Here is a 5854-nt window from a genome sequence, read left to right on the forward strand (position 1 = left end):
CTGCCATGTGACACCCGATGCACCGAAGGTGCCAGGGTGAGGCGCCGCAGGCGTCCCGAAGGGATAACAAGCATGCTTGTTACCTAAGTAGGTCATGACACGCCAGACGCATCACGCATCACGCAACACGCAACACGCATCACGCCTGACGCCCAAAGCCCAAAGCCCAAAAGCCAACCAACACCCCAACCCGTAGGAGCCTGCCTGCAGGCGATCCCTCCCATAAAAAAACCAAACTCATCGCGTGCAGGCACGCTCCCACAGCAGCGGCAAAAGACGCCTCAGCCACCCCCAAATTGCCATGCAAGCATAAGCACCTACGAGAACAGGGCATGCGCCTTCTTCTTGCGCCAGCTCTAACCGTGCCTGTGAAAGGCAAAAGATCGCCAGCAGGCTGGCTCCTACGGCGGTCGACTCCGACCAGCGCCACCTGCTCCTGTCTGCGGATATGACGTGATGAATCTCTTCCAGCGTCACTGGAATACAGCCAGAGCTTCAGCCCGGTTTCTGCCTTCCGGCTTGACAGCTGCGCCTATGAATTTTATTCATATGACGAAATCACAAATAATAAACGCTTTCCCTCTTTATCCCGCTTCGGAGGCCCTCTATTCTCTACCCGTTCCCCATGATCAATAACCCTGAACCGTGCGTTTTTCCGCTGCGGGCTCTGCATTGCGGTTCGGGAAAGTGGTAAGGTTGGGCGTGATTTTCTGCCGCGCGTCAGGACGTGGTCTGGCAGAGGTATCGGGAGTTCAGCGTTCACAGGTTTGAGCAAGGCGCAACGGATGCTGCCTTGATGTTTCGCAGGGTTGGCCTGCACCGGTTTCCCCCGTGGGAAACTGTTTCGATTGTTTGGATTTGGGAAAAGGTTCTGGATATGACAACAGACAACAATGCCAATGCACTGACCCCTTTGCAGGCGCTTCAGCAGCGAGTTGAGCAGCAGGGCGATACTGTTGCCTTCGTACAGCCCCTCGGTGGTGGCCAAGTGCGTGACTACACCTGGAAAGACATCGAGCTGGAAGCGCGCAAGATGGCTTCATACCTGCAGTCTCAAGGTATGCAGAAAGGTGATCATATTGCGCTGGTGTCCAAGAACTGTGCGGAATGGATCATGGCGGACCTGGCGATCTGGATGGCCGGTGGTGTCAGTATTCCCCTTTACCCGACTCTGGTAGCGGAAACCGTACGCCTGATTATGGAGCACAGTGAGTCCAAGATGCTGTTCGTCGGCAAGCTGGATGACTGGGACATGATGAAGGATGGGGTTCCGGATGGGGTCAAGCAGATTTCGTTCTCCCTTGCTCCTGAGGAAGCGAAAAAAGACTTCCCGATGTGGACTGACATCATTGCCAATACTGCGCCCATTGAAGAGATCAATGAGCCGGCGCCGGCTGATCTGGCCACCATCGTTTATACCTCAGGGACCACTGGCATGCCCAAGGGTGTGATGCACGACTTTCAGGGTCTGTCCACCATCGGTAGCAAGATGATCAAGGTCTATGACCTGCAGCCTAATGAGCGAATGATTTCCTACCTGCCCCTGTCACACGTGGCAGAACGTCTGGCGGTAGAAATTGCGCAATTGTATGTGGGTAACAAGGTGTTCTTTGCTGAGTCCCTGGAAACCTTTGGCGAAGACATCAAGCGCGCCCAGCCTACCGTGTTCTTTGCGGTGCCGCGGATCTGGTCCAAGTTCTACCAGAAGGCCTCCGAGGCGGTGCCGCCGAAGAAACTCAATACCCTGCTGAAGATCCCCTTCCTGAACAAGGTAATCAAGAAGAAGGTGCTGGGCGCCATGGGCCTGGATGAGTGCCGTATTGCCCTGTCCGGTGCGGCTGCGCTGTCTCCGGAGATTATCACCTGGTTCAAGAAGCTGGGCCTGGAGATTTTGGAAGTGTACGGCATGACCGAAAACCTGGCCTGGTCCCACACCACGGAAGTGGGCGACCAGAAGATCGGCTGGGTGGGCACCCCCAATGATGGTGTGGAGTGTCGTATCGCCGAGAACGGCGAAATCATGGTGCGCAGCCTGGGTAACATGAAGGGCTACTACAAGATGCCCGAAAAGACCGCCGAAGATCTTACCGATGACGGCTGGCTGCATACCGGCGACAAGGGTGAAATCGATGCCAAGGGTCGTCTCAAGATTACTGGCCGTGTGAAGGAAATCTTCAAGACCGAAAAAGGCAAGTATGTGGCGCCGGTGCCGATCGAGAACCACATTGTGACGCTGCCGGGCCTCGAGCTGGCCTGCGTGATCGGTGATGGTATGGGCCAGCCCATTGCGCTGCTGAACCTGACCCCGGAAGAGCAGGATCGACTGTCCTCCGGCTCAGAAAAAGAGCACTTTACCCACGAGCTGGAAAAGCATCTCAAGCACGTGAATGACATGATTGATCCTCATGAGCGCATGACTACCTTCATCGTGTGTAAAGACGCCTGGACGGTGGAAAACAACATGATCACGCCAACTCTGAAGCTCAAGCGTAATGTGATCGAAGACCATTACGGCGAGTCCATCAAGGAGTGGTGCAAGACCAAAGGGGTGGTTTGGGAGGCTTGAGCACTCTCAATACGCTAAAGGAGGCGGATCAGCAATTGATCCGCCTGCTGGCCGATGGCCAGTTTCGATCCGGATCCCAGCTCGGGGAAGTTTTGGGGGTGTCGCGTGCTGCGGTCTGGAAGCGCGCACAGCGCCTTAACGACTTTGGGCTGGCTCTCGAGTCCGTGAAAGGCAAGGGTTACCGTCTGGCACAACCCATTGATCTCCTTGATGCGGATTACCTGAAGAATTTTTTGAGCGAAGCGGTGGGGCCCGTTGACCTGCACTATTCGCTGATTACCGATTCCACCAATGCCGACGCCCTGGCGGCGACCAGTCAGCCAGGCAGGCCCGCGGTGTTTCTGGCCGAGTGTCAGATGGCGGGGCGGGGCCGGCGCGGGCGCCAGTGGCAGTCGCCTTTTGCAGCCAATCATTATCTTTCCATTCGCTATCCAATCCAGGGTGGGTTTGCCGCTCTCGGCGGGCTCAGTCTTGCTGTGGGAGTGGCAGTGGCTGATGCGCTGACCTCATTGCATCCCGGTCTGCCGGTGGGGCTCAAGTGGCCTAACGATCTGCTGGTGAATGGTGCCAAGCTCGGTGGCGTACTGATTGAGCTGGCCGGTGAGATGGAAGGCCGTGTGGATGTGGTGGTCGGAGTGGGGTTGAATGGGCGCATGACTGCTTCCCAGGCAGCGGGTATCGACCAGCGCTGGACCGATTTGGCCAGTGAAACGGGAGGCCAATTGCCTCGAACCGAGGTGGCGGCCCGGGTGCTGGAGCATCTGCTGGCCATGCTGGGAGCGTTTTCTGGGCAAGGCTTTGCGCCAATGGTGTCCCGCTATGAGCATTACGATCAGGTTGTTGGCAAGACCGTCAAGGTACAATCGGCCGATCAGGTGCTGAGCGGCGTTGCCGCCGGCGTGTCCGCCGATGGCGCCTTGCGTCTGGAGACTGCTGATGGCTTGAAAGAGCTGTACGGCGGTGAAGTGAGCTTGAGAATTCAATGAAACTGTTTGTGGATGTGGGGAATACGGCCCTGAAGTGGCGGATTCGCGCTGGCGATGAAGTGATTCAGGGGGGCTGTCGTCATGAGCGCCGCTGGGATGAGGTGATGGATGCCATCAGCGGGGTAGGCGCGGGTTGTGAGGCGGTTTGGGTTGCCTCCGTTGCTGGTGCCGAGTCTGATCGGGCTATTGCGCAGGCGCTTCACAAGAAGACCGGGGTGGTGCCGCAATTCTATTACTCGAAAGGCGCGGATTTCGGCGTCAGTAGCTGCTATCCAGAGCCGCGTCGGCTGGGCGTGGACCGCTGGGTGGCCATGGTGGAGTGCTTCCAGAAATATGGAGCCGGCATCATTGTCGATTGTGGTAGTGCCCTGACTATTGATGCGGTGGACGCCAAGGGGCAGTTTCTTGGTGGCTATATCGTGCCAGGCCTGGGTATGTTGCGTGGTGCGCTATTGCGCGATACCGCCGATGTGCACGTGGAGGCCGGGGCAGCCGGTCTGGGGCTGGGTCAGAGCACTGGTGAATGTGTTCATAACGGACTGTTGCGTATGTCTGTGGCCTTCGTCACGGAGGTCGTGCTTGAACTACGCCAAGTGCTTGATGATACTTGCAAAGTATTGATTACTGGTGGCGATGCGCCGGCACTGATTGACGCCCTCGGGTTTGATTTCATGCATGTTCCTGACCTGGTGCTTGATGGTCTTGAGCGGATCGCAGCCGAAAAAGAATAAGGTGGGGGAGCACCCGTGCGGTGGATTTTTTATAGTCTTTTTGTCATCAACCTCGTTTACCTGGGGCTCCAGTTCACCAAAAGCATGACGGAGCCGGCCCAGGTGGCGGCGTTACGTCTGCCAAGTATGGAGGGCGGTGCTTCGCTGGCCTTGCTGGCGGAAAATCCCCAGCCGCGTCGTACCTCGCGCCCGTTGGTGTCTGGCGGGTCGCTGTGTCCGGTGATTGGCCCCTGGGAAAATGAAGATGCGGCCCGGGCCGGCGCTGTGCAGCTCAAGGCGGCGGGCATTGCGGCACGGGTGAAGGCTCTGTCTATCGAAAAAGACCGTCTCAGCTGGGTCTATCTGCCACCCTATGCCAGTCGCGACAAGGCGTTGGTGGTGCTGCAGGAGCTGCAGGATCGCGGTGTCGACAGCTTTATCGTCAAGGAGGGGGTGGATGCCAATGCCATTTCCCTGGGGTATTTTTCCAGCGCGGAGTCCGCGGAGGGGTTGCGCGTAAAGATGCGAAATGCAGGCTATCCGGCTTTTGTGCGTGAAACCTCCAAGACGGTGACCGAGTACTGGGCCTATCTGCTCGATAATTCAGCAGTTGAGCAGCCGGAAGTAAAAGTTTTTCTTGAGGCTAATCAATCCCTTAAGTTGGATCGAGTCTCCTGTGAATGAGTCGTTGCGCAATTATTAGGCGTTTGGCGTTTAATTGGATTGCACCCCTCAATTCCTTTCTATAGAATTCGCAGCCCTTATGAGCTGGCGTAGCTCAGTTGGTAGAGCAGCTGATTTGTAATCAGCCGGTCGGGGGTTCGACTCCTCTCGCCAGCTCCAGCTTAAAAATCGTCGCTAACTGCTTGAAAACTAGTTGACAAGTGGTTGAGGCGTAAAGAGAATGTAGGCCCTTTTCTGGAGGGGTTCCCGAGTGGCCAAAGGGATCAGACTGTAAATCTGACGCGAAAGCTTCGGAGGTTCGAATCCTCCCCCCTCCACCAGATAAAGCGTAGATCGGTAGCGATCTGCAAGCCGGAAGGCTGGCAAGGCATCGGAAGGTTTGCGGGCATAGTTCAATGGTAGAACCTCAGCCTTCCAAGCTGATGATGCGGGTTCGATTCCCGCTGCCCGCTCCAGTCCGGCAGGGTTTGGTCATCGCAAGATGGCATGAAGGTTATGCTCATATAGCTCAGTAGGTAGAGCACACCCTTGGTAAGGGTGAGGTCACCGGTTCAAATCCGGTTATGAGCTCCAATTTCCGGGCCCGGGTATATCCTGGGCCCGGCTTCATGTGTCTTGATGGTGCCAAGGCGGTCTGTGTTTGTCGAATGCAGTCCTTAATGTGTCTTTTCGGTTGTATGTACGCCATATGGCGAGAAAGCGCAGCCAAGTTGAGAGGTGAAGAGTCGTGGCAAAGGAAAAGTTTGAACGTAATAAACCGCACGTAAACGTAGGCACCATTGGCCACGTTGACCATGGTAAAACCACTCTGACCGCTGCGCTGACTCGCGTATGTGCGGAAGTATGGGGCGGCTCTGCCGTTGCCTTCGACGGTATCGATAACGCTCCGGAAGAGCGTGAGCGTGGTA

The 5854-nt window shown here is 56.5% G+C and carries 5 protein-coding genes and 4 tRNA genes; all 9 read left to right on the forward strand.

Annotation, left to right across the window (positions count from 1 at the left end; genetic code table 11):
• The first annotated feature begins 877 nt into the window (after positions 1-877).
• Complete coding sequence (locus MWU49_RS17585) at positions 878-2566, forward strand: AMP-binding protein (protein ID WP_246975031.1); 1689 nt, start codon at positions 878-880, stop codon at positions 2564-2566.
• The gene (gene birA / locus MWU49_RS17590) at positions 2563-3552 is read left to right on the forward strand and encodes a bifunctional biotin--[acetyl-CoA-carboxylase] ligase/biotin operon repressor BirA (protein WP_246975034.1); all 990 of its coding nucleotides are present in this window, start codon (positions 2563-2565) and stop codon (positions 3550-3552) included. The genes MWU49_RS17585 and birA overlap by 4 nt, the downstream gene beginning before the upstream one ends.
• A complete protein-coding gene (locus MWU49_RS17595) occupies positions 3549-4283 on the forward strand; it encodes a type III pantothenate kinase (protein WP_246975037.1) in 735 nt (244 codons plus the stop codon). Before birA ends, MWU49_RS17595 begins: the two co-directional genes overlap by 4 nt.
• A 15-nt stretch (positions 4284-4298) precedes the next feature.
• The gene (locus MWU49_RS17600; RefSeq protein ID WP_246975040.1) at positions 4299-4946 is read left to right on the forward strand and encodes an SPOR domain-containing protein; all 648 of its coding nucleotides are present in this window, start codon (positions 4299-4301) and stop codon (positions 4944-4946) included.
• A gap of 83 nt (positions 4947-5029) precedes the next feature.
• A tRNA-Thr gene (locus MWU49_RS17605) sits at positions 5030-5105 on the forward strand.
• Positions 5106-5182: 77 nt separating this feature from the next.
• Positions 5183-5266, forward strand: a tRNA-Tyr gene (locus tag MWU49_RS17610).
• Between the two features lie 61 nt (positions 5267-5327).
• Positions 5328-5401: transfer RNA gene (locus MWU49_RS17615), tRNA-Gly, on the forward strand.
• A gap of 42 nt (positions 5402-5443) precedes the next feature.
• A tRNA-Thr gene (locus tag MWU49_RS17620) sits at positions 5444-5519 on the forward strand.
• Between the two features lie 154 nt (positions 5520-5673).
• On the forward strand, positions 5674-5854 hold a 181-nt coding region (locus tag MWU49_RS17625), incomplete at its 3' end, for a GTP-binding protein (protein WP_246975043.1).

It is taken from the genome of Alcanivorax sp. S6407, assembly GCF_023016115.1.
Taxonomy (GTDB): domain Bacteria; phylum Pseudomonadota; class Gammaproteobacteria; order Pseudomonadales; family Alcanivoracaceae; genus Alcanivorax.

Bases quoted from the DNA above. Each gene is read 5' to 3' on its own strand.
- MWU49_RS17585 (WP_246975031.1), top strand. From the start codon at position 878: ATGACAACAGACAACAATGCCAATGCACTGACCCCTTTGCAGGCGCTT.
- MWU49_RS17595 (WP_246975037.1), top strand. From the start codon at position 3,549: ATGAAACTGTTTGTGGATGTGGGGAATACGGCCCTGAAGTGGCGGATT.